The sequence below is a fragment of the Hymenobacter metallicola genome (genome assembly GCF_004745645.1).
GTDB classification, from domain to species: domain Bacteria; phylum Bacteroidota; class Bacteroidia; order Cytophagales; family Hymenobacteraceae; genus Hymenobacter; species Hymenobacter metallicola.
The window spans coordinates 15,563-37,451 of record NZ_SRMB01000007.1 but is presented as its reverse complement, the minus strand read 5'-3'; the positions used below and the strand labels follow the sequence as shown (position 1 = coordinate 37,451).

The window sequence follows — 21,889 nt, the reverse complement described above, 5'->3', positions numbered from 1 at the left end:
AAGTGCAGGCCCGGAGTAGAGCCCCCGGATGATATGTACAACGCGCGGTGTCGTATCTTGCGGGTATCATTCGAATTACCTACCCCTCGCGCCCTCCAGCCGCCGGGGCCTCTGCTACCACACCTACGTTATTATGACCAGTCCTTCCGAAGCCCCCGATGCCCTCATGCAGCGTGAAATAGGGGAGTTTGCCGCCTTGCTTCGGCAGCAGGGCGTGCATGCCGCCCTGCGCTACCTCAATGGCCGCACGCCGCACCAGTATACCGGGGTTTTTCGCTTCGACGCAGACATGCTGCGCAACGTGGCCCTGTTCGACCGGTTCCAGCCCACCGTGCAGAAAGGCGGCGACGCGCCCATGGGCGAAACATACTGCTCCTTGGTCGGCCAGCAGCAGGCGCCCCTGGAAATCACCGATGCGTCCGTTGACCCCCGCGTACAAGGCGTTATTTCCACGCCCGTGGTGTCGTACTGCGGGGTGCTGATTCGGGATACCCAGGGCAAGGCCTTCGGGACGCTGTGCCACTACGACATGCAGCGCTGCGAGGAGCGCACCACCGACATGCCCTTGCTGCAGGCTGCCGCGGGCATGCTGTATCAGTATCTGGGTTAGGGCTGGGAAGGGGCTGCCAATTTGATAACCGCGCGGTAATTCAGGGGTGATATTGGGGCGTCAGCTTTGCGGCGTACTACCATTTACGCCACCCTATGAAAAAAGCGCTGTTATTGCTGACCGTTATCGGTTGGACCGGCCTGAGTGCCTGCCAGGATAACGACGACCCTATGACACCTACTACCTACCGCACCCTCGACGGCAAAGCGCCCCTGATTATTGCCCACCGCGGCGCTTCCGGCCTGCGCCCCGAACACACCCTGGAATCTTACCAGCTGGCCATCGACCAGGGCGCCGACTTTATCGAGTCGGATGTGGTGCTGACCAAGGACCAGGTGCTGGTGTGCCGGCACGAACCCATGCTCTCGGGCACCACCAACGTGGCCCAGCTGCCCCAGTTTGCCAGCCGCAAAACCACGAAAGTGGTGGATGGCGTGGCCTACAACGACTGGTTTGTGAGCGACTTTACCCTGGCCGAAATCAAGACGCTGCGGGCCGTGCAAGCCATGGCCGACCGGAGCCAGCAGTACAACGGGCAGTTTCTGATACCAACCTTTCAGGAAGTCATTGACCTGGCCAAAGCCCAGACCACGGCCAAAGGACGGGTTATCGGGGTGTATCCCGAAACCAAGCACCCCACGTTTCACGAAGCCCTGGGCCTGCCGATAACTGACAAGCTGCTGGAAATTCTGACCCAGGCGGGCTGGAACAGCAAGGAGGCCCCGGTGTACGTCCAGTCGTTTGAGGTTGGCAACCTGCGCGCCCTGCACCTGAAGTCGCCCCTGAAGCTGATTCAGCTCCTCGACGCCGACGACGTGGACGCCAGCGGCAACCTGGTGATGAAAGCCCCCTACGCCCAGCCCTACGACTTCGTGGTGGCCGGCGACGCGCGCACCTTCCTGGATTTGACCACCGACGCGGGCCTGGACTTTATCAAAACCTACGCCGTGGGCATTGGGCCCTGGAAACCCTACATCCAGCCCTACACCACCGACAAGAAGCTGCCCGCTACCACCCTCATTGAGCGGGCCCACCAGCGCGGGCTGGCCGTGCACGCCTACACGTTTCGGGATGAAAGCCGCTACCTGCTCAAGGACTACGACAATGACCCCCAGGCCGAGTACAAAAATTTCTATTCCCTGGGCCTCGACGGCGTCTTCACGGATTACACCGCTACGGCCATAGCCGCCAAAAACAATCTGTAAGCAACAGGCTCAACTGCTTGCAGGAAGCCGGATAGGCAGCTCGCGCGTTGTACCAACGGGTGGGCTGCCTATCCGGCTTCAGCTGGTAGCGGAAGTAAGGTGTCGTGTGGCTCAGGCGCTGATAAACTGGAATTCCTGCTCGTGCACCGGCGCTTCCTGCAAGCTGTGCCGCAGGCCCACCGTCGCCAGGCGCGACTTTAGCACCTGGCGGTAGCGTAGCCGAACGGGGACAACCTCAGGGAACGGGGACGGCCGCAGCTCCACCGTATCGGGCCCGTGCCAGGCGGCTTGCACAAGCTGCTGCCGGGCGAAAGTAAACTGGTCGGAGGAAGGAATGCCCTGCCGAAACCAGGGATACTCCTGCTCTTTGCGGACTCCGGGCTCGTTCAAACAAACGTAGAGCGAAAGATTATCCGTGAACTTGACTAGTTGCAGGTGAAAGGCTAAGTCGGCTTCCTGCGCGGGCGTGGTCAGCTGGAGCTCCCGCTTGAGCTGCTGCTGGCGCTGGGCTTCGGCCGCCAGAAAGGCCCGGCCCGCCGCATGCTTGGCCAAATCCGGGAAGGCCGTGTAGTGCAGGCTGCAGAGCAGGGCCGCGTAGGGAGCCAGCTGCGCCACTTCGTCGATGCCCTGCTGGTAGTGCTGCACTTTGGGCGCCGGGGGGTAGTCGAGAAAGGAGTGGGGCACCTGGGCCGCCTCGTTCCAGATAGGAGCCGCATCCAGGGGAATCCAGGCCCGGTCGTGCTGGGCAGCGGCCAGCTCTACGGCGGGGCGCCAGGTGGTGCCTTCGAAGTACCTGGGCTGCCAGTGCGCCGCCAGCGTTCCGGAAATCTGGGCGTGGTCGTGCTGGTCGATGCAGATAAAGCTGGTAGGCGTTTCCCGAACAATCATGGCCTGGCAGAAGAAAGGGAGCAACTCCTGAAACGGCCGGCGGCCAACTTTGGCCACCCCGCCCGGTACTTTTACAAGTCCTTGATGAGCTGCAAAAACTCGTTGCCGACCTGCGGAAACAGGTAGCGCAGCACGATGAGCACCATCGACACGATTTCGGTAAAGACGGCCAGCACGAAGATTTTCGACAGGCCCGCATCGACGTGGAGCACGTTGACGCCAATGAGGAAAAAGCAGGTATTGACCAGCAGAATCTGAAAGGCCAGGGCCCCGAGAATATACCAGGCCACTTTCTGGCGCAGGGTACGCTCGGCCTCATGCTGCAGCTTCCAGGCCGTTACCAGGGTTTGCAGCTTGTAGCTCTGGTCGCGGGCCCGGGTCAGGCGCTCAAACGACTCCAGCTCGCCGGGGTTGACTTGCTCACCGACGGCCGCTACCTGGTCGCGCAGCTCGGGAGGCAGGGCGTTGAGAAGGTCCTGCGGCATGCTTAGCGCAATCCTAGTTCGGCAATGCGGTAGCCCATGGCCTGCTCCGACACCCCAAAGCGCCAAGCCAGGTAGTCGATGTCGGGGTTGTGGGCAAATTCGCGGCGCATCAGCGGCTCGGGCATCAGCAGGGCGGCCGCAAAGCGGTTGGCCTCGGTTTCGCGGGCCCGGTCGGCGTCGGGCGTGGCATCGGGAAACTGTTCCCGAAACAGGTTGATGGTGTTGTCGACAAACGAGCCCGTGGCATCCTGCAGGTGCAGAAAGTGGTGGGCCAGCTCGTGGGCAATGGTGAACCGCTTGCGGCTGGCCGGGTCCGAGCCTTTTACCAGGATAATAGTGCCATTGCCCTGCTTGGTAATCATGCCCGAGAGGTTGTCCTGAGCAAACTCGGCGTTGTGCACCGTAATGCCCTGGGCCGCGGCCAGGCTCACCGGGTCGATGGGCAGCATGCCCGCGTTGGCCTGCTGAAGCACAGCCTGGGCCCGGGCCTCTATTTCCTTGCGGCTCAGCATCTGGATTTCGGAAGTGGACAAAGCGGGCATTCGATTCAACTAAAAAAGCTTGGGCAGGGGTAAGTTAGGCACTAACGCGCAAATTCCGGCCGCAGTTCTCTTGAAAGCGGCTTAGGCAAAATGGAAGGTCCTAAAAAACTCAGTAACCATCAGACTACGCTGTTTCTAGCGGATTACGGCCAGCGCCCTGGCAATAACCGGGTCGTGGTGGTCTTGCGGCTCCTGCCAGGTTATATATATGGCCGTAAGATTAGTAAGAAATATCCGGCCCGGCCCGCCGCGCACAACGGTAGCGCCTAGCTTAAAAAAAGACGCCTGCTCACCACGGATGGCGGGCAGGCGTGGGGCTCAGAGGGAAGCCGGCTTACTTTGCTACCGCGTGCACCTGCGTGTTCATCAGCGTGGCCAATACCGAGTCGGGCAGCAGCAGGCTGGAGAAGAAGTTGACTTTGGCGCCCAGCGTGGGCAGGGAGCGGGCCGCTCCTTCCATGAGGGCGTCGTAGCCTTCCTCGGCCACGGCGCGGGCCGAGGCCGCGTGGCTGGCCGCGCGGGTATGCTCGGCGTGGGCTACATGGAAGAAGTTAGTATCGGTGGGCGGGGGGCAGAGAATGGTCATCGTCACGGCCGACTTTTGCTGGCGCAACTCGTGCTGCACGGCCTCGGTGAAACTGAGCACGAAGGCCTTGGTGGCCGCGTACACGGCCTGGCAGGGGCTGGGCGCAAAAGATGCCACCGAGCCCACCTGTAGAATCCGGCCCTCGTTGCGGGCCACCATGTCGCGCAGGTAGAGCTTGGTCAGGTGCACCAACGACGCGGCATTCACCTGAATTATGTTCAGCTCCGTCTGCATGTCGGTGTCGGTAAAGAACCCCGTTTCGCCAAAGCCCGCGTCGTTTACCAGCGCCTCAACTACTAGGCCGCGGCGGGTAGTTTCGGCGTAGAGCTGCTCGGCGGCTTCGGGGTGACTCAGGTCGCAGGGCAGCAGCACTACCTCCACGCCCCAGAACTCCTGCTGCAGCAAGCGGGCCGCTTCCCGTAGCTCATCGAGGTGGCGGGCCACCAGTACTACGCGGTATTCGTCGCGGGCAAAGCAGCGGGCCAGCTCGAAGCCAATGCCGCTGGAGGCGCCGGTAATCAGGGCAGTTTGATTGTTCATAGCTGTCGTGGGTTAAGAGTGGGGGTTATCTTTCTAAGATACTGATTAACAGACAAATTATTCTGAAAAAGGCCGCACGGATGGGGACATAAAAAAAGCGCCCTTCCCGCAGTGGAAAGGGCGCTGAAGGCGTAAGCCAAGTCCGGCTCAGTCGCGAATCAGGCGCTGGCTGAGCTTGACGCCCTGGCCGCGCACAACTACTTGGTAGGTGCCCCGGGCCAGGCGGTTGAGTTGCAGCGGGTGCTTCTGGCCGCCGGCCAGGGCCGTACTGAGCACCTGGCGGCCCGCCGCGTCGATAAAGGTAACTTGGTACGAGCCGGCGGGTACGGTACTTAGGTCCAGAAGGCCGGCCCCGGTAGTGGGGTTAGGCAAAAACAAGCTGCTGGTGCCGGCAAACGTTACGGCCCGGGTGGGCGAGAAGGTAGTCGTACCGTCGTGGTCGACCTGACGCAGACGGTAGTACACCGAGCCGCTGTGGCTACGGCCCACGCCCGCGTCGGTATACGAGTATTGAGCGGCGCTATTCGTGGTGCCGCGGCCCATCAGGGTGGTCAGGCGCGCGAAGACCTCCCCGTCGAAGCTACGCTCCACGTCGAAATGGTCGTTGTTCACTTCCTGAATCGTGCGCCAGCTTAGCTGGGCATCCACGTTGCCCACGGCCCGTACCTCGAAAGCGGCCAGCTCCACGGGCAGGGGCGCGCTTTCCAGCGGAATGGTGAACGTGGCGGTGTTGTTGCTGCCCGAGCCGCTGGTATCGGTGGCCGAGTACGTGAAAAAGGCGTCGCCCACGTAGCCCTCGGCGGGGTCGAAGCTGAGCTGATTGGCCTGGTTTAGCGGAATGACCTGGCCCGGCAGCACGGCCGCGCCATTCAGGTAAAGTACACCACTGGCTGGATCAGGTAGGGTCTGGATGGTGAAGCTGCCCACGCCGGGGCCGTTGGTTACCGTCGCACTCAGGGCCGACACGCCCTGAGTTGCCAGCTTGTTGTTCATCCGGGCGTTGCGCACGTTGTTGGCCGTCAACGACACGGCGCAGGTGCCCATGTACACATCATCCACGCCAAAGTCGTTGCCGCTGGCTACCTTGTTGACGTCCCGGATTTCAATTACGGCCGAGGTGTTGCTGCCCGAAAACCAGAGGTCCGAAATGCGCACATATGTGTTGAGCTCAGTAGAAAGGGTCGTTACCGTCGAGGTTGACTTGCCATTGATGACAAACCCGAGCTGAGCCGGGTTGCCCGTATTCACGCTCGAGGCATAAGCCGAAAAGGTGTAGTAGCGGTTGGGCTGCACAGTCACCGTTTGCGAGTACACGGCGCTTAGGTCAGCCGAGCCATTGACAATCAGGAAATTGTCGTTGGTGCCGGTGCGGCCAGTTCCCGCAAAGTTGTTGTGGTAGTTGCCGGCATTAGCCCCCACCATGTATTTGCCTTCGGGCACCAGGCTGGTGCTGCCCGTGCCGGCATAGCCGTAGGCCGACGTAAAGCCCGTGTTGCCGTCCGTGAAGCTGGGGTTGACGAGCAGGTTGGTGCCCGTGCCGCTCAGGCACACCAGGCTGGCATCGTACACATTCAGGGCTACGGTCGAAACGTTGGAGTTTGGGGGCGTAGCACTGGATACGTTGATGCGGTAGGTGAAGCTGTCGGGGCCCAGGTAGCCCGCCGCGGGGGTGTAGCTGTAGCTGCCGTCAGGATTTAGGGTGAGCGAGCCGTGCGCCGGACCCGTTACTAGCTGCGCACTGAAGGCGCTGTTGGCTAGGTTAGAAGGGTTGGGGTCGTTGAGGATAACGTTGCCCGTTTTGGTAGCCCCGGCCGGTACTTCGTTGCTGTCGTCGTTGGTGACAAAGAAGTTGGCGGCGGTTACCGTCACGTTCAGCGTTGCCTGATCCGGGTCCTGGTTATTGGGCTGGTCGGTGCTGGTGCTGGTCTGGCTTCTCAGCGAGTAGCTGCCCTGGGTAGTAGGGGCCGTGAAGCTGAAAGTGTACGTTTTGTTGGTGTTGCGGGCCAGCACCGTGGTGCCGAAGTTAATGGTCTGCGTGGCGTTGGTGTACGTAGCCGTGCCGGGCAGAGCCGCCAGCTGTGCTGTCGTCATGGTCGAGCCGGCGGGCAGCGTAACCACCTGCGTTACGTCGAAAGCATCGGCGGGGCCACTGTTGGAAAATACGACCGTGAACGTGCCCGACGACACCCCGGCTCCCAGCGTGGCGGGCCCAGACAAGGTGGTGGTTACGTCGGCCGGCTGGGCCCGGCGAGCGGCAATGCTGGGGCGGACCGCACTCGTTCCGGCCGGCAGGGTGCGCGCCTGGGGCACTTGTGCATTGAGCAGGGCCGTCAGCAATAGGCCTGTAGTAAGGATAGAAGATGTTTTCATCAAGAAACGGCAGTGGGGAGCAGGGTTGGAAGTAATTCCGAATTGATATATCCTGCAAACCTAATGTAAATTCCTTGACGGCTAATGAATTAGCGGCAGATAATGTCTTCGGTTTATGCTTGGACTTAGATAGTATCTATCTAATAAGTAAATAGTTATAAATAGAAAGGGTAAGTCAGCAAATCAAGTGGGCTGCCTAAGCCCTAGCTAACCGGAAGAAAGGAAAAAGCCGGGCTCCACGGTAGTGGAACCCGGCTGTACAGAACATGCCTCGGTCGGAAAAGACTCCGCAGCTACTAGCCGTGGCGCTGCTTCCACTCGTTCGACAGGCCCAGCTTCTTGGCAATATCCTTGAACATCTGCGGATCAAAATCGTCTTCGCCGGGCGAGTTGAGCTGGGGTTCTTCCTCCAGCACAGGGTAGGGTACGCCTTTAATGGCGCCTTCCACTACTTCCAGCGGGGAGCCATCCTCGGGGTGCTTGCCATTCCAGATCAGGCCGGCCTCCTGGTAGGCATTGGGCGAGAAAGTGTAGAGCTGGCGGTGCAGGCCGTGCTCCATAAACTTGCGGGCTTCGGGAAACTTGGCATTCGAGAGCGGGGGCACGGGCATAATTTTCTTCACATCGACGCCCGTAATAACCTCCAGGGCCTTGGCGTAGGCATACACGTGCAGGCCCCCGCGCACCAGCAGATAGCCCACCATGGTCCGGGCGCAGGGGTCGGTTACCATTTCGTAGGCCCGAATCTTATTGGCCCGGGCCCCGCACTCCAGGAAGAAGTTGTGCAACAAATCCAGGCGCAGGTTGCCCGAGCTATTCACGTACTGGCCGGTCCAGGGGTTGCCCATCGAGTCGAAGGGCAGGGCGGCCTGGCCGCTGGCAAGGAAGTGGTAGGTGTTGCGGGCATCGGCTGCCCCGGCCAGCGGGCCGGGTACGGGGTCGGTGCCCCGCTCACTCACTCCGGTTAGCAGCAGGTTGATGGCGTAACTTACAGCCTCGATATGGGAAAACTCTTCGGCGGCAATAGCGGAAGTCAGTGCGTAAAAGGGCCGGAGCCGGTTGCGCCCCCGGAAGTTGAACGACTGGAACGTGTAGTTCATCAGCGTGCTCATCTCGCCGAATTTACCCCCGAGCAGCTCCTGAATAGCGGCGGCGTCGTTGGCCGAAGGGTTTTTGGGCTTTGGCAGGTCTATTGCCAATTCATCGAGGCGAAGAATCATACGAGTAAGAATAAAGTGGTGAATGAATGCGCACCTGCCCTAATGAACAGGCCGGCTGTAGGCGGTTCGGTGAGTCCGGCCGCATCTAGCCACCTGTGCGTACGGCAAGGAAGGACATCTGGACCGTATACAATTTGGTGGCTCAACAGTAGTAAGCTCCTCACTAAGGGATAATTAGCAGCCTGTGCAGGGTGTGAAAGGGGCCAGGAAAAAAGATGAACTCCGAGTTGTGCCGGGCAACCGTCCCCGGCTTTTCTGTCGAATATGTATCTTGATACATCCAGCCCGTTTTTCCTTCTCTATGCGCACAGCTTTACGTATTTGGGTCTTGGTCTGCTTGCTGGGCCTGAAGCTTCTGCCCGCGGTGGCCAACCACTTGGTGGGGGGCGAAATGACCTATAAGTATCTGGACAGCAACGGGCCCGTGTCAACGCCTTTCCGCTACGAGATAACCACCCGAATTTATTACAACACCGCGACCAGCCCGACCGGCAATCCGACCCTGACCATCAATGTGCGCACCCTGGAGGCCGGCCAGGCCGTCTTGGTGCGGACCGTAATTCAGCGCAACAGCTACGCTGAAATTACTCCCATTCGCCTCCCAAGCTGCGCCCCCACCAATGCGCCGGGCGTTACGCTGGCCGTGTATCAGACAACCGTTAGCCTGCCCGGCGTGCCGCTGGGCTACCTGGCCGAGTTTAGCCTCGGCAACCGCAACGCGGGCATTACCAACCTGCGCGACCCGCTGAATGAGCGTATGGGGCTGTCGGTGGAAATGGCGCCGCCGATGCTGCCGAATTCCTCCCCGGCCTTTTCCAGCGACGCCCTGGTCGTTATCTGCCGGGCCGATACGGGCCTGGTGCTCAATAATGCCTACGATGCGGACGGCGACCGGCTCAGCTACAGCTTCGGCACGCCGTATTCCCAGGGAGGCACGTCGGTGTCGTATGCCCCCGGCTACAACCCCACTCAGCCCTTCGGCAACCGGGGCTATGCCGCCATTGACGCCCGCAGCGGGCTGGCCAAGTACTGGAGCGCCGAGCTCGGCACCTTTCTGCTGGCCATCGATGTGCGCGAGTACCGCATGGTGAACGGCCGGGAAATCTTGCTCGGCCGGCTCCGGCGCGATATTCAGATCGTCGTGCGGGAATGCGCCGATAACAACCTGGCGCCCGTCTTTGCGCCGGCCACCCTGGCGCGCCGGGAAGTGCTGGCGGCCGAGGGGCAAACCGCTACGTTCGAGCTGACGGCCACCGACCCCGAGGCCCGGCGCCTGACAATGGAAGTAACCAGTGTGCTGCTCGACGGGCCCGGTCCGATTCAGGCCACGGTAAACGGTAGGCCGGGTAGCCCCATTGGCCCCCTGATGGGCGTACGGGTGCGGGGCCAGGGCAGCGTAACCGGTACTTTTCAAATCACGCCCAGCTGCGGCATGGCCCGCCCGGCTCCCTACGATATCATCGTGACCGTAGCCGACTCGGCCTGTGAAAGCAAAATGGTGGTGGGCGTGTTTCGCCTGCGCATCGTGCGGCCCGCCTCCGGCCTGCGCATCCGCGGCGACTCCGTGCTCTGCGTGGGCACGGCAGTTACGTACACGGCCAACGGCCCCACCTTCGGGGCTTACAGCTGGACGGTGCGCGGCGGGCAGGTGCAGGGCGACGCCACGGGCCGCTCGGTGCAGGTGCTATGGCCGCCGGCTGCCGGCAAAGGCTCGGTAGCGGTGCGGGGTGTGTTGGAGGCCAGCTGCCTGACCGACACCGTGGCCCACCCCGTGGAAGTACAGGCTGAGCCCGCCATTTCGGGGCCCGCCGCCTACTGTCTGGCGGCTAATACCGGCCTGAGCTACTCCGTTGCGGGGCCGGCCGGTGCGTATCAGTGGAGCATCAGCGGGGGCAGTATTACCAGCGGGCAGGGGACCAACTCGGTGCAGGTAGACATTACCAAAGGCCTCACGGCAACTTTGCAAGTTGCCCGCGCCGCGTCTCCCACCTGCCGCACCACGCTCAGCATCGGGCCCGACGACCGGTGCCTGGCGTTCTACAACGTCATTACGCCCAACGGGGACGGACAGAACGACGTGTTTCAGATTGATAATCTGGCCCGCCACCCCAATACCAAGCTGACTATTTTTAACCGCTGGGGCCGGCGCGTGTACCAAACTGAAGATTATCAGAACGCTTACAGCGGGGACGGCAGCAGCAGTGGAGTGTACTATTATCTGTGCCAGCTGCAGGATGGCACCAGCTACAAAGGCTGGTTTGAGATAATCCGGTAATTACCCAGAGCTACCCACCGGCTAGGCGGCCGCCGCGGGCATGCTTTGCAGCAGCCAGCGGTACAGCTTGTCGGCGTCTGCGGGCTTAAACAGCTCGGTGCCCGGGTTCATGGTCGCAGCCGAGCCGCAGGCCACGCCGAGCCGCACCGTTTCGCGCACCGAGAGCCCCTGGGACAAGCCATGCACCAGGCCCGCTACCATACTGTCGCCGGCGCCCACCGTGCTGCGCTTTTTCATGGCCGGGGCTGGGATATGGTCCACCAAGTCGCGGGTGACGACGCAGGCGCCCTGGGCACCTAACGACACTACCACGATGTCGCACTTGCCGTCGTGTACCAGCTTGTGGGCCGCCTGCGCCACGGCTTCGTTGTCGAGTTCATCTACCCCGGCCATCTTGCTGAGTTCCCCCACATTGGGCTTGGCCAAGTACACGCCTTCCTCCAGCACCTGGTGCAAGGCCGGGCCCGAGGTGTCGACGACAACCTTAATGCCCAGACCCTTGGCAGCCCGCACAATGCGCACCACAAACTCGGGCTCGACGCCGGGTGGCAGGCTGCCGCTGATAACCAGAAACTCGGGCACCTGGGGCAAGCTTTTCAGCGTGGTCAGAATCTGCTGCTGCTCCTCGGCCGACAAAGGCGTGCCGGGCATCCCAAAGCGGTACTGCTGGCCAGTGGAGGCATCTACCACAATAAAGTTTTCCCGGGTACGGCTCACCGTCTCGACGGGCTGCTGCTGAATGTGCTCCTGGGCCAGCAGCTCCCGCAGCAGGGTGCCGCTGGGGCCACCCACCGGAAACACGGCCACCGAGTCGGTCCCTAGGCGCCGCAGGGCCCTCGATACGTTGATGCCCCCACCACCGGGCTCAAATTTGGGCGGGGCACAGCGCAGTTTCTGGTCGGGAATAATTTGGTCGGCCGTCGTGCTCTTGTCGACGGTAGGGTTCAGGGTAAGCGTAACAATGGTAGACATCGGAAGGCCGGGTTGCGTGGAGGGGCCCGCCTCGAATGGGCCGGCCTGCTTTCCGTGTACTGCCAGCCGCCGGCTTGGTTGCATCCGGGCTACCCTAGCTGGGAGCTGCCGATTAGCTGGCGGCGGGTCTGGTTGGCCTTGCGCTTACCACTTCACGGCTACCGTCAGAAAGAAGCTGCGGCCGTCGGAGGGCAGAATGCCGGGGCCGGGGTAGCCGGTGGCGCGGCGAGTAAAGTAGCGCGTATTGCCCAGGTTGTTCACGCTGCCTTCCAGCTTCAGCCAGCGCCGCTCCCACGACACGGAAGCGTCCAGAATCTGGTAGGCCGGAATAATGCCAATGACGGCCGAGTTGGGGTCCGGCGGGGTGTCATCAGGGCTGTTTTTGGCGTTGGTAGCGTCCGTAAACTGCCGGGAAAGATACGTGAGCTGTAACGAGGCCTTGACCGGACCAAAGCCGGCCCGGGTGCCGGTTTTCAGGTTCAGGGCCGGGACAAATTCCACTTCCTTGCCCTGCACAGCACTTACTTCGCTGTAGGTGTAGCGGCTGTTGATCAGGGCCACGTTGCCAAATGTCGACCAGCTCCAGCGGCCCGGCTCGGCCGTGGGCTGCAACACGCGCAGTACGTCGGCTTCGGCGTACGATTCCACGCCCAGAATCAGGGCCCGGCCGATGTTGCCGCGGCGGCGCAGGCTGGTGTTGTTGGGTCCTTCCACCAGGACTTCCCCGATACGGTTGTTGTAGAGCAAAGCAAATAGGCTCACGTCGTAGGTTAGCCAGTTGTTTTGGTCGCCGCGCAGCCCCAGGTCGGCCGAAAAGCCCCGCTCGTCCTGCAGATTCGGGTCGATGACGGCTGAGGGGTTGGCAATGCGCATGTCGGAAAAGGTGATGGAGCGGTAGTTCTGGGAGATGTTGCCGTACAGCTCCCGGTTTTCCACCGGCTTGTAGCTCACCCCGATGCCGCCCAGCACGAAGCCCCGCGGGCTCAGGCGTTCCTCATTCTTGGTCAGAATAGCGTCGATGTTGCCGGCATTGTCGCGCACGACGCTGCTGTAGGAGCCTTCGGAACGGGTGCGGATGTACTCGTAGCGCACCCCGGGCGTGACGGAGACCTTGTCGCTGAGGTAGAAGATATTTTCCGCAAACACGGCCACGTTGTGGTTGGGAAAGCGGAAGTCGGAGAAACCGTTGGAGAACGTGACGCCTTCGGGGCCCACGAAGCGGAAGTCGGCGCCCTTGCCGGTGGGGCCGTACCCCTGAATGGTGTGGTTGAAGCCGTTGTAGTAGCGGGTGCCCAGCAGCAGCACGCCGTTTTTGCCAGCCAGCTCGTAGCGGTTCAGGTAGCGGGCTTCCAGACCTACGTTGCGGAAGTCGCCCGTAATCAGGTCCCGCAGGTAGGATTCGTCGTCGGGCAGGCCCACGTTGTTGGGCCGGAAGCCCAGGGACTTGCGCGAAGCCAGGAGCCCGAAGGTGGTCAGGTTCACGTTGGAGCGGGCGTTGAGCTTCCAGTCGGCCGACACGTTGAACAAATTCCAGTCGACCTCAAACCAGTTCCGCTCCCGGTTCGACTGGCGCGGGTTCTGGGCAAACTGCGCGTCGCTCAAACCGCCGGGCTGCTGGGCCAGGTAGTCCATATGGGTCACCTGGGCGCCCACCCGAAAGTTGTCGGTGAACTGGTAGCGCACGTCGGCGTAGGCGGTTTTGCTGTCGAAGTGGGAGTTGGGCCGCCACCCGTCGCCGCGCTTGTACTGGGCAAAGGCGTAGTAGCTGAGCTTTTTGACTGTACCGCTCACGCTGTTGAAGGAATTGAAGAACCCGAACGAGCCCACCGTTTGCCGCGACGTTACCGACACGGTTTTATCGGGCTCGGGGGTGCGCATTTCGAAGTTGAGCAGGCCGCCAAACTGGGTGCCGTACTGCAACGAAGCCGCCCCGCGCACCAACTGAATCCGCTTGATGGCCTCAATGGGCGGGGTGTAGTAGCTTTCGGGGTAGCCCAGGGCATCGGCCGAAATGTCGTAGCCGTTCTGGCGCACGTTGAAGTTGGCCGTGCGGTTGGGGTCCAGGCCCCGGCCGCCGATGCTGAGCTGCAGGCCGCCCTGGTCGTTTTCCCAGATGTTGAGGCCCGCCACCCGGGCGTACACCTGGCGGGCATTGTTGGTGGCCAGGTTGGCCACCAGGTTGTCGGGCACAATAACGTCCGACTTCTTGGCCGCGAAAATGGCCGTGCCCTCCACCTCGCGCAGGCGGGTTTGGCCAAAGCGGGCCTGGGGGCCGGCCACCACTACCTCGCGCAGGGTCCGCTGCCGGGGCGTGAGGGTAAAGTCCAGCACGGCGGTGGCGGCCGTGAGGTCAATTTCGGCTTTAAGCGGCTCGTGGCCGATGGAGGAAAACTGCAGCTGCTGGCGGCCCGCCGGGAGGCGCGGCAGGCTAAACTGGCCGGCGCTGTCGGTGCGGGCAATCTGGCGGGAGCCGCGCACGTACACCTCGCAGCCCGCCACGGGCCGGGCCGTAGTGGCTTCCAGGACCCGGCCCTGGAGCACGAGCTGCTGGGCCAAAGCTGGAAAGCCGCAAAGCAGGCCCGCTAGCAGCACCACACTATAAACCAATAATTTCATCATCGAAGGGCAAAATCCAGGGCTTGGGGCGCAAGTCATCCGACTCGCGCGCCAAATCCACGGTGGGGTCAATGAACTCCTTGCCCAGGCGGCCATTTAGGCTGACGTAGGCGTCGGCGTACACGCGGGGCGAAGTTACGCCGCGCCGGGCGTAGTAGTCGCGCAGGTAGTGGGCATACTGCACCATCATGTCGGGCTGGGTGGCCATCATCTTTTCCTGCAGCACGCTCAGGTGCTCGTAGTTATTCACCAGCCGGGCCCGGCCGGTGGCGCCGTCCACTACCTTAAACTGCACCTGCCCCATCTTTTCCATCAGCATGACGCGCCACGAAAACCGGTAGCCTTCCTCGGTCCAGAACAGCTCCCGGGGGTAGAGCAAGTAGCGGAACGGCAACAGCAGCTGCACCAGAAAAAAGGCGCCCAGGCCTAGCAGGAGCAGCTTGCGGGTGCGCGGCCCGTACACCAGGGCCTCAGCCGGGCGCGGCACGCCGGAGCTCAAGCGGAAACCGCGGCGCAGCCACTGCAAAAACCGCTCGTGGGCCTCAGCCGGAAAGAAAATCAGGGCCGCCACCATCATTACGTACGGAAACATGCCGATGGGAAACAGCACCGCCGTCAGCACGTGAAACACCACGACGGTGGCGTAGGCCCAGGGCCGGGTGCGGCCGTTGAGCAGGAAAAACGGGACGGTCAGGTCGTAAAAGGCGCCGAACCAGCTGAAGGCGTAGGCCACCCAGGGGTAGCTGAACAGGAAGCCGATAACTGGCAGGTCGTTTTTGGCCGGCAGCCAGATGCGCAGGGGCATGGCCTGCAGCAGCCAGTCGGAGTTGAGCTTGGCCAGGCCGGCGTAGAAATACACAATGCCCATGAGCAGGCGCAGGGCGTCCACGGTCCAGCGCGGCACCTGGCTGCGCCAGCGGCCGGGACTTAAGCGGGCATCGAGGGAAAAGTAGCGGCCGGCTGGTAATACCATAAGCAGCAGCGCCACCAGGCTTACGAAGTAATAGTGGTTCAGGTAGGTACTTTTGTCCATGAGCTCGATGTAAGTGAAGCTCACAAACAGCCCTACAGCCGCCGTACGGTACCACCAGCCCAGGGCCACGAGCAAGGCGCACAGCCCGCACACCACGAACAACCCGTAGGTATAAGGTCCCAGGGGCTTTACCCACTCGAAGCCGTAGTAGGAAAAGAAAAACTTGGGCTGCAGATACAGTTCCGCAATCCAGCCCTTGGCCCAAAAACGCACCACGCTGGCCAGGACCAGCAGGCCAAAGGCCAACCGGAACGTAGCCAGCGGGGCGGCTGGGGTAAACGTCTGGAAATAGCGTTGCAGCGGACTGCCCTGCATTAGTCGCCGTCGTTGTCGACGTAGGTCACGGTGATGCTCAGGGCCGAGGTCATATCGACCTTAATCATGCGCACGGCCTTTTGCATCTCGTTGTAAGAAGCTACGGCGTCGGCGTTGCGGCTGCGCATGGTCGTGTAGAGGTCGGGGCCCAGGGTGCTGAGCTGCTGGTACGAAGCCTTGAGCTGGTCACTGATCAGCGTGCTCAGGTTCTGGTTGGTGCGGCTGTCTTTGGCACCCACCGCGTCGAGGTAGGCCCGCAAGGAAGGCCGGCCGGTGCGGCCATTAAAGAACTGCTGCACGGCCGTGTGGGCCGTCGTGGCCAGCTGCAGGGGTAAAGTACCTTTGTGGTAGAAAGCCTCAATTTTTTCCGGCAGCGGGTTGCCCGTCATGGTACCGGCCGGAATGCCGATTTTGCCGGCCCGCAGAAACCGCTCGAAGTACAGGGAATACGCATTGATGACCCGCGACAACGAGCTGCTGGCATCGGTGCCGGTGTTGTTGATAAACGTGTCGCGGTACGAGCCGTTCCACTGCGAGTACACCGTGCCGAAGGTCTCGTTCATTTTATTCACTACGTCGGTCAGGTAGCGGCGGTGCTTCTCGGAAGAGGCAAACTGCTGCGCAATGGCCGCGTCGTCGGTAGCCACGCCGTTGAGCAGGTAGTCCAGGGCCGGGAAGCCCTGCTGGGGAATGGCCGTGGCCAGCTCGAAGTTATAGGTGCCCGAGGCGATGTTGCGGTTAATGCCGGCCACATCGGTGGGGTAGATGTTGAAGTGGTTGCGCAGGCTCACGGTTTCGGCCGGGCCAAACTCAAACATTTCCACCTTCTGCCATTCCACGTAGGCCTGCTGCCAGGCTTGGCGGGCTTCCACCAGCGTAGCCGTGGTAGGGGCAGCCGTGAAAGCCGTCGTCTTGGCCTTCAGCACGCTGAACTTGTCGTTAAAATTCTTGTAGCCGGGCTTCACCACGCTGTCGGCCCACTGGGTGAGCAGCGCTTTGCGGTCGGGCTCGGTGCTGGGGTTGGCCGAGTCACTGCTGGAATCTTTCTGGCAGCTCAGCATTACCCAGGCCGAAAGCAGCAGAGCAAGGGCGGTTACAACGCTTCTTTTCATCGAGTTTCTCATAGGTTGCAATGGCCAACGCACCGCCCGGTTTCCGGGGCAGTGCGTTGCAGGGGAATCCACCGAAAAGTGGACTATGATTTACTGGAGCTTAAACTTCGTCTTGATGGCGTTGATGGCTACGTCGGCTTGGGCGTTGGTCAGGCTCCAGGCACCCTGGCTGCCGGCCATCAGGCCATTGAGCACGTTGTCCGAGAAGGCGGCGTCGGCCCCGTACTTGGTGCAGAAGCGCAGGGAGTAAATAAAGCCCAACCCTTCGCCCAGCGCGTGGGCCTTCACGTCCAGGGCCGAAGCCGCTTTCCAGTTCGTGAGGTAGGATACGGCCGCCAGAGCAATAGTTTCCTCCAGCTCGGTGCGAATGATATCGGCCTGGGCCTGCACCCCGGCGGCGTCGTTGTTGACGATGGCCGCGCGACCCTTCAGGAAGGCCATGTAGACGGCGGGTGAAGCCGGACCGTTTTTCTCATTCAGGTAGCTGGCCAGAAAACGCTCCCGTGGGGTGGCGTTGATGTCCGTGGTCATGATGGCGTTGTTGGTCAGGTAACCGTAGGCCAGGTCCCAGTTGTGCTCCAGCTCGGAGTACACTTTGCCGTCGACTACCTTGCTGTTGTTGGCCTTCAGCCCCTGCTCGCTCAGCAGCACGTTGTCGATCTGGTCGAGCAGCAGGGCCCCAATCAGAGCCTTCTGAATCACCTGGTTTACTTCGTAGCCTTTCTCGTCGACCAGGTAGCGGCCCAGGCGACCCGCTTTGCCTTCCGAAGCCGTTTTATCAACCGATTCGCTGGCCGTGGCCAGTTTGGCGAAGTTGTTATCAATATACGTCCGAACCACGTCGGCATTGGTCGTCGAGAACGAAGCGGCCGTGGCGTTGCGCAGCTGCAGCCCCGACGTATTCAGGGCGGCGGCCGAGAAGGGAGCCGCCGTGTTGGTGTAGTAGTTGCGCAAAACGCTGGCTTCCACTTTCGAAGGAGCCGTGGTGGCGGCCACTTTTGCCATGTAGGTGTTCAGCTCCGAAAACATATCCAGGCGCTGGTTCGAGGTCGTCAGGTCGACCGTCGACTGGCCGTTGCCGTCCTTAAACGATTCGGTGTACTTCGACGAGGCAGTCAGCGTGCTGGCATCCATCTTGGTGCGCAGGGCCGGGGCCATGGCGTCTTCGTTGTCGGTGTTGTCGCAGGAGGTAAAACCAAAAGCTAAAGCAGCAAGGGCAAGCGAAGCGTACTTAAAGGCCATAGAGCAGAAGTGTTTGATGGGAGAGAATGCGACAAAGGTAAGGGCTATTTGGAATCAATACAAATAGTGTCGAGCTTTTTTGGAAATCTTCTAAATAGACGCTGCTCCGAGGTGCCCTGGTGCCAAAGCTCGTCCGGGATAACCAAACTGCGGCAGCCGGGTTTTCTGCCTGCGGCCACGGTTCTGCGCCGCATCCCTTATCTTTAAAACATGGCAAACGACATCCGGGAGCAGGTGCAGGAATACTATGGCACCGAGCTGCAAACCAACCTCGATCTAAAAACCAACGCCTGCTGCACCGACGATATTCCGGCGGCCCACAAGCGGATTCTGGCCCAGCTGGAGCCCGAGGTGCTGGAGAAGTATTACGGCTGCGGCGTCTGCATTCCGTCCGCCGTGGAAGGCCTCACCGTGCTGGACCTGGGCTCGGGCTCGGGCCGCGACGCCTACCTGCTTTCTAAGTTGGTAGGAGAGGAGGGCCGCGTCATCGGCGTCGACATGACCGAGGAGCAGCTGGCCGTGGCCCGGCGCCACGTGGCGGCCCACACCGAGCGGTTTGGCTACCGGCAGCCCAACGTGGAGTTTCGCCACGGTTTTATCGAAGACTTGCAGTCGGCCGGCATTGCCGACAATAGCGTGGACCTGGTGGTAAGCAACTGCGTGCTGAACCTGAGCACCGACAAGGCCGCTACTTACCGCGAGATTTTCCGGGTGCTCAAGCCCGGCGGCGAACTGTTCATTGCCGACGTATTTGCTGACCGCCGCCTGCCCGAAAGCCTGCGCCAGGACCCCGTGCTCTACGGTGAGTGCCTCGGCGGGGCCATGTACACCGAGGACTTCCGCCGCCTGTTGCGCGACTTAGGCATTCGGGACTACCGCCTGACCGCCCAGCGCCGCCTGACCATCAACAACGCCGAAATCGAGCGGAAGGTGGGCAACATCAAGTTCTATTCGCTCACGGTGCGGGCCTTCAAGCTCGATCTGGAAGACCAGTGCGAAGACTACGGGCAGGTGGCCACGTACCTCGGCACCGCCCCCGACGAGCCCCACGGCTTCACCCTCGACGACCACCACTTCTTCGAAACCGGCCGGCCCATGCTGGTCTGCGGCAACACGGCCGACATGGTCAGCCAAACCCGCTACGGCGCGTACTTCCGCGTGGATGGCACCAAGGAGCGGCATTTTGGCTTGTTTCCCTGCGGTCCGGCCCCGGCCAGCACCTCAGCCGGTAGCAACGAGGCAGCGGCTTCCTGCGGCTGCTAGATTTACGCTATGCAACAATCCCGGGAGTGGCTCGGCCAACACGGCGACAAGCTGTTGCTGGCCCTCAGCCTGTTTCTGGTTGTCAGCGGCCTGGTCGGCCACTGGCGGGGCAGATCGAGCGTGCTGGTTACGGCTGACCAGGCCGCCGGCCAGGTAAAGCACAGTCCGGTGTGGCTTCTGTACGCCTGCGCCGTCGTGCCGCTTCTTATCATTGCTTTGCGTAGGCGCCGCAAGAAGCTTCACTGAACCCGACGCCGGGGCGGGTACTGAGTTGGTATCTGCCCCAGCGTTGTAGTGGGGTTTAGCCAAGCGGGCCTACTGCACCACCAGCTTCTGGGAGAAGCTCCCCTGGTCGGTGGTTGCCACGTAGAAATACAGACCCGGGGTGAGGGCGGCATTCTGGTAAGCAATGCGGTGTTGCCCGGTACTCAGCACCTGCGTGGGCGTCGCTACGTCGGCCACTTTACGGCCTTCCGCGGTGTAGAGCGCAATGCCCACCCGGCTGGGACTGGTCAGGTTCAGCACAAACGTGGCCGAGCCGTTAAAGGGGTTGGGAAACACGTCGAACTGGCCGGCCGCCGGCTGGCGGTTGGCCGTTACGCTGCCCAGCTTGCCCACGCCGGCCCCGGCTACCACCACGGCCGGCACGTCGGCCGCGGTATGGAGCACCGCCGCGTAGGAGTAGGGAACGGCCAGCGTGCAGGCACCGAGTTGGTAGGTGTCGTTGGAATACTGAAAAGGGCTGTTGACGAGTAGGTTGCCGGTGATGTCGCCGTAGCCCACTACGCTGCTGTAGGCCGAAACGTAGGGGTTCTTGGTGTTGAGGAAGTAGTTGTTCTCAATCCGGACGCAGGCGCCCACGCGCGAGTTGATGGCCGTGGCGGCAATGTCCTGGTAGTAGTTGTTGAACACGTGGCCCGTGCCGCCCCGAAACAGGGGCAGGCGGGAGTTGATGTTCTCGAAGCGGTTGTGGTGGTAGGTGATTTTACGGTTGTACGTGTCGGTTTCGGTGTAGCCGCTCAGGCTGGCTTTCCAGGCGTCGTGCAGGTAATTCCACGAGAAGGTCACGTACTCGGCGTCGTCCTTGATGTCGAGCAGCCCGTCGTACTCATCAACGCCTACGCCCTGGTACTGGTTGTACAGCTCACAGTGGTCTACCCAGATGTGGTTGGCCGGCCCTTCGATGCCGATACAATCCTTGGGCCCGAGCAGTACGTGGTGCACCTTGATGTTCTGAATGATGATATTGGCGGCCCGCCGCACGTAGAGCCCGATGCCGTTGAACTCGCCACCCGTACCCACCCCGATAAGGGAGATGTTGTTACGGTCCTTGATTTCAATCTTGTCGTAGGTGCTGGGCGTGTTGGCCGGCGTAATCACCCCGTTGATGTAAATGGTGAGCGGGGCATTGCTCTTATTGGCTACAATGGCCGCCATCAGGGCAGTGCCGGTGCTGACGGTTACGGAAGTGCCGCCCGCGCCGCCGGTCGTGCCGGTGGTTTGAGTAGCAAAGCCAAACACGCCGAACGGGGCTGTTTGGGCGAAAGAGCAGGTCGTCGTGGCACTGCCCAGGGCCAGCAGGGCGGTTAGTAACGTTTTCTTCATCAGACTGTGGGAAGTGGTAGGGCAGGATAGAAGGGTAGCTGACGAACAGCGAATTGGTGTGGGACAGCGGCGGGTAAGGTCGGGCTTGCCCGGGCTCTGGTAAAGAATAGTAGAATATATATTCCTGCACACGTTGCCGGGAACGTTGCCGGGGCGGGAAGCGGGGGCGTGTGGGCTGCTGCCCAGTAGGATGCGGCAGAAGGACTTGGTGCTGGCCGCCTTGCTTATAATCAGTATGAATAAGACGAAACCTGTAAAAAGAAGCCGGGTGGCCCCAACACTGGTTCAGCTCCGGGCGTAAGCAGGGTAGGGAGGCTCTGCTGCAAACCGCCGAAAGCAACCGTTTTCGACCGCCAGGCAAACGCCCCTTCCCAGCTCTATTCTTTCACCTACTTATCCGTGCCAGTTTATGAATACACCCACAACCCAAGCCGCCTTGGGCCAGGCCGCTATTGCCCCGCCGCCGCCCACAAGTACGGTTACGCTGAAAATCAACGGGGTAGAGCGGCACCTGCAGCTTGCGCCCTGGACCTCTTTGCTCGACGCCCTGCGCGAATACCTCGACCTGACCGGCACCAAGAAAGGCTGCGACCATGGGCAGTGCGGGGCCTGTACCGTGCTGGTCGACGGCAAGCGCATCAACTCCTGCCTTACGCTGGCCGTCATGCAGGAAGGCGCCGACATTACGACCGTTGAAGGCCTGGGCACCGAGGATAACCTGCACCCGCTGCAGCAAGCCTTCGTCGACCACGACGCCTTTCAGTGCGGCTACTGTACGCCCGGCCAGATCTGCTCGGCCGTGGGCCTGCTCACCGAGGGCAAAGCCAAAACTACCGCCGAAATCCGGGAAATGATGAGCGGCAACCTCTGCCGCTGCGGGGCCTATACCAACATCGTATCGGCTATTGAAGAGGTATTGCACAGTAAGAATTCAGAACTCAGAAGGTAGAGCTCAGGGACGAATAGCCTCTGCTACTAACCATATTCTAAGTTCCAATATCTCAGCTCTG

At 61.5% G+C, this 21,889-nt stretch carries 18 protein-coding genes; 6 read left to right on the top strand and 12 right to left on the bottom strand.

Annotated elements, in window-relative coordinates:
• The first annotated feature begins 133 nt into the window (after positions 1-133).
• The gene (locus E5K02_RS23875; RefSeq protein ID WP_135398812.1) at positions 134-610 is read left to right on the top strand and encodes a hypothetical protein; all 477 of its coding nucleotides are present in this window, start codon (positions 134-136) and stop codon (positions 608-610) included.
• Positions 611-705: 95 nt separating this feature from the next.
• The gene (locus E5K02_RS23870) at positions 706-1,815 is read left to right on the top strand and encodes a glycerophosphodiester phosphodiesterase (RefSeq protein ID WP_135398810.1); all 1,110 of its coding nucleotides are present in this window, start codon (positions 706-708) and stop codon (positions 1,813-1,815) included.
• A gap of 111 nt (positions 1,816-1,926) precedes the next feature.
• Here E5K02_RS23870 and E5K02_RS23865 read toward each other — a convergent pair whose 3' ends face one another.
• The 6 genes from E5K02_RS23865 to E5K02_RS23840 all read right to left on the bottom strand — a co-directional run bounded on the left by E5K02_RS23865 (position 1,927) and on the right by E5K02_RS23840 (position 8,446).
• On the bottom strand, positions 1,927-2,703 hold the full coding sequence (locus E5K02_RS23865) for a DUF3891 family protein (protein ID WP_135398808.1): 777 nt from the start codon (positions 2,701-2,703) through the stop codon (positions 1,927-1,929).
• A 71-nt stretch (positions 2,704-2,774) separates the two neighbouring features.
• Positions 2,775-3,188 (bottom strand): hypothetical protein, encoded by a 414-nt coding sequence (locus E5K02_RS23860; RefSeq protein WP_135398806.1) that lies wholly within the window; start codon positions 3,186-3,188, stop codon positions 2,775-2,777.
• 2 nt (positions 3,189-3,190) lie between these two features.
• Complete coding sequence (locus E5K02_RS23855; protein WP_135398804.1) at positions 3,191-3,730, bottom strand: ImmA/IrrE family metallo-endopeptidase; 540 nt, start codon at positions 3,728-3,730, stop codon at positions 3,191-3,193.
• Between the two features lie 334 nt (positions 3,731-4,064).
• Positions 4,065-4,856, bottom strand: a complete 792-nt coding sequence (locus E5K02_RS23850) for an SDR family NAD(P)-dependent oxidoreductase (RefSeq protein WP_135398802.1) — start codon at positions 4,854-4,856, stop codon at positions 4,065-4,067.
• 147 nt (positions 4,857-5,003) lie between these two features.
• Positions 5,004-7,226 (bottom strand): Ig-like domain-containing protein, encoded by a 2,223-nt coding sequence (locus E5K02_RS23845; protein WP_135398800.1) that lies wholly within the window; start codon positions 7,224-7,226, stop codon positions 5,004-5,006.
• A 296-nt stretch (positions 7,227-7,522) separates the two neighbouring features.
• Complete coding sequence (locus E5K02_RS23840; RefSeq protein ID WP_135398798.1) at positions 7,523-8,446, bottom strand: manganese catalase family protein; 924 nt, start codon at positions 8,444-8,446, stop codon at positions 7,523-7,525.
• Between the two features lie 301 nt (positions 8,447-8,747).
• Between E5K02_RS23840 and E5K02_RS23835 the strand changes: the two genes are divergently transcribed.
• The gene (locus E5K02_RS23835) at positions 8,748-10,721 is read left to right on the top strand and encodes a T9SS type B sorting domain-containing protein (protein WP_135398796.1); all 1,974 of its coding nucleotides are present in this window, start codon (positions 8,748-8,750) and stop codon (positions 10,719-10,721) included.
• A 21-nt stretch (positions 10,722-10,742) separates the two neighbouring features.
• Here the strand turns inward: E5K02_RS23835 and E5K02_RS23830 are convergent, their stop codons facing one another.
• From E5K02_RS23830 to E5K02_RS23810, 5 genes are all read right to left on the bottom strand, one after another.
• A complete protein-coding gene (locus E5K02_RS23830; protein ID WP_135398794.1) occupies positions 10,743-11,693 on the bottom strand; it encodes a 1-phosphofructokinase family hexose kinase in 951 nt (316 codons plus the stop codon).
• Between the two features lie 144 nt (positions 11,694-11,837).
• Positions 11,838-14,312, bottom strand: coding sequence for a TonB-dependent receptor (locus tag E5K02_RS23825; protein ID WP_135398792.1), 2,475 nt, complete (start codon positions 14,310-14,312; stop codon positions 11,838-11,840).
• On the bottom strand, positions 14,290-15,657 hold the full coding sequence (locus tag E5K02_RS23820; RefSeq protein ID WP_135398790.1) for an HTTM domain-containing protein: 1,368 nt from the start codon (positions 15,655-15,657) through the stop codon (positions 14,290-14,292). Before E5K02_RS23820 ends, E5K02_RS23825 begins: the two co-directional genes overlap by 23 nt.
• Positions 15,657-16,769: an imelysin family protein gene (locus E5K02_RS23815; protein ID WP_167856573.1), complete on the bottom strand. Its 1,113-nt coding sequence runs from the start codon at positions 16,767-16,769 to the stop codon at positions 15,657-15,659. Before E5K02_RS23815 ends, E5K02_RS23820 begins: the two co-directional genes overlap by 1 nt.
• 90 nt (positions 16,770-16,859) lie before the next feature.
• On the bottom strand, positions 16,860-18,011 hold the full coding sequence (locus E5K02_RS23810) for a DUF4856 domain-containing protein (RefSeq protein ID WP_135398786.1): 1,152 nt from the start codon (positions 18,009-18,011) through the stop codon (positions 16,860-16,862).
• Positions 18,012-18,221: 210 nt separating this feature from the next.
• On the opposite strand from E5K02_RS23810, the gene E5K02_RS23805 reads away from it, so the two are divergent.
• Complete coding sequence (locus tag E5K02_RS23805) at positions 18,222-19,274, top strand: methyltransferase domain-containing protein (RefSeq protein WP_135398784.1); 1,053 nt, start codon at positions 18,222-18,224, stop codon at positions 19,272-19,274.
• 9 nt (positions 19,275-19,283) lie between these two features.
• On the top strand, positions 19,284-19,520 hold the full coding sequence (locus E5K02_RS23800) for a hypothetical protein (protein WP_135398782.1): 237 nt from the start codon (positions 19,284-19,286) through the stop codon (positions 19,518-19,520).
• Positions 19,521-19,589: 69 nt separating this feature from the next.
• On the opposite strand, the gene E5K02_RS23795 is transcribed toward E5K02_RS23800, so the two are convergent.
• Complete coding sequence (locus E5K02_RS23795) at positions 19,590-20,879, bottom strand: pectate lyase family protein (RefSeq protein WP_167856572.1); 1,290 nt, start codon at positions 20,877-20,879, stop codon at positions 19,590-19,592.
• 409 nt (positions 20,880-21,288) lie between these two features.
• Between E5K02_RS23795 and E5K02_RS23790 the strand changes: the two genes are divergently transcribed.
• Positions 21,289-21,828 (top strand): (2Fe-2S)-binding protein, encoded by a 540-nt coding sequence (locus E5K02_RS23790; protein WP_135398780.1) that lies wholly within the window; start codon positions 21,289-21,291, stop codon positions 21,826-21,828.
• The last annotated feature ends 61 nt before the right edge of the window (positions 21,829-21,889 follow it).

Excerpts from the sequence above, each read along its gene's own strand:
- E5K02_RS23795 (WP_167856572.1), bottom strand. The coding sequence starts at position 20,879 with ATGAAGAAAACGTTACTAACCGCCCTGCTGGCCCTGGGCAGTGCCACG.
- E5K02_RS23820 (WP_135398790.1), bottom strand. The coding sequence starts at position 15,657 with ATGCAGGGCAGTCCGCTGCAACGCTATTTCCAGACGTTTACCCCAGCC.
- E5K02_RS23830 (WP_135398794.1), bottom strand. The coding sequence starts at position 11,693 with ATGTCTACCATTGTTACGCTTACCCTGAACCCTACCGTCGACAAGAGC.
- E5K02_RS23810 (WP_135398786.1), bottom strand. The coding sequence starts at position 18,011 with ATGGCCTTTAAGTACGCTTCGCTTGCCCTTGCTGCTTTAGCTTTTGGT.
- E5K02_RS23800 (WP_135398782.1), top strand. The coding sequence starts at position 19,284 with ATGCAACAATCCCGGGAGTGGCTCGGCCAACACGGCGACAAGCTGTTG.
- E5K02_RS23805 (WP_135398784.1), top strand. The coding sequence starts at position 18,222 with ATGGCAAACGACATCCGGGAGCAGGTGCAGGAATACTATGGCACCGAG.
- E5K02_RS23790 (WP_135398780.1), top strand. The coding sequence starts at position 21,289 with ATGAATACACCCACAACCCAAGCCGCCTTGGGCCAGGCCGCTATTGCC.
- E5K02_RS23825 (WP_135398792.1), bottom strand. The coding sequence starts at position 14,312 with ATGATGAAATTATTGGTTTATAGTGTGGTGCTGCTAGCGGGCCTGCTT.
- E5K02_RS23875 (WP_135398812.1), top strand. The coding sequence starts at position 134 with ATGACCAGTCCTTCCGAAGCCCCCGATGCCCTCATGCAGCGTGAAATA.
- E5K02_RS23840 (WP_135398798.1), bottom strand. The coding sequence starts at position 8,446 with ATGATTCTTCGCCTCGATGAATTGGCAATAGACCTGCCAAAGCCCAAA.
- E5K02_RS23870 (WP_135398810.1), top strand. The coding sequence starts at position 706 with ATGAAAAAAGCGCTGTTATTGCTGACCGTTATCGGTTGGACCGGCCTG.
- E5K02_RS23865 (WP_135398808.1), bottom strand. The coding sequence starts at position 2,703 with ATGATTGTTCGGGAAACGCCTACCAGCTTTATCTGCATCGACCAGCAC.
- E5K02_RS23855 (WP_135398804.1), bottom strand. The coding sequence starts at position 3,730 with ATGCCCGCTTTGTCCACTTCCGAAATCCAGATGCTGAGCCGCAAGGAA.
- E5K02_RS23815 (WP_167856573.1), bottom strand. The coding sequence starts at position 16,769 with ATGAAAAGAAGCGTTGTAACCGCCCTTGCTCTGCTGCTTTCGGCCTGG.
- E5K02_RS23850 (WP_135398802.1), bottom strand. The coding sequence starts at position 4,856 with ATGAACAATCAAACTGCCCTGATTACCGGCGCCTCCAGCGGCATTGGC.
- E5K02_RS23860 (WP_135398806.1), bottom strand. The coding sequence starts at position 3,188 with ATGCCGCAGGACCTTCTCAACGCCCTGCCTCCCGAGCTGCGCGACCAG.
- E5K02_RS23835 (WP_135398796.1), top strand. The coding sequence starts at position 8,748 with ATGCGCACAGCTTTACGTATTTGGGTCTTGGTCTGCTTGCTGGGCCTG.
- E5K02_RS23845 (WP_135398800.1), bottom strand. The coding sequence starts at position 7,226 with ATGAAAACATCTTCTATCCTTACTACAGGCCTATTGCTGACGGCCCTG.